This is a genomic window from Mesorhizobium sp. M2E.F.Ca.ET.209.01.1.1 (assembly GCF_004010375.2).
Lineage (GTDB): Bacteria > Pseudomonadota > Alphaproteobacteria > Rhizobiales > Rhizobiaceae > Mesorhizobium.
The window spans coordinates 1-366 of sequence record NZ_SADP02000448.1 but is presented as its reverse complement, the minus strand read 5'-3'; the positions used below and the strand labels follow the sequence as shown (position 1 = coordinate 366).

Here is a 366-nt window from a genome sequence, read left to right as displayed (position 1 = left end):
GCAATATCTAAGCGGCGACCAACTTACCAAGGCAATGGAGGAGTTCTGCCGCGTCGTGAAACCGGGTGGGCTTGTTGCTGTGAAGGAGGTCGATATCTCGGTTTGGCAGTTTCAGCCGCTCGATCCCAAACTGACTTGGCGTCTGCTCGACTCGCTATCCGATGATGTACAGCTTTCCGGCGCCATGAGGGGAACTCGCTTGGCGGCCTGGTTTCGGGCGACGGGGCTCGAAAACGTCTCCGCCACCACAACGCTGGCAGAGCGCCGCCAGCCGCTCAGGCCAGTGGAGCGTGACTACATACGGAACGAGATAAAGTTCCTATCCGGGCGCGCCCGGACGTGCGATTTGCGAGAAGGGGAGCAGCT

1 pseudogene is annotated in these 366 nt (G+C 60.1%); it reads left to right on the top strand.

The features are described 5' to 3' along the window. Positions 1–366, top strand: a pseudogene (locus EN852_RS41880) (SAM-dependent methyltransferase); the annotation flags it as partial.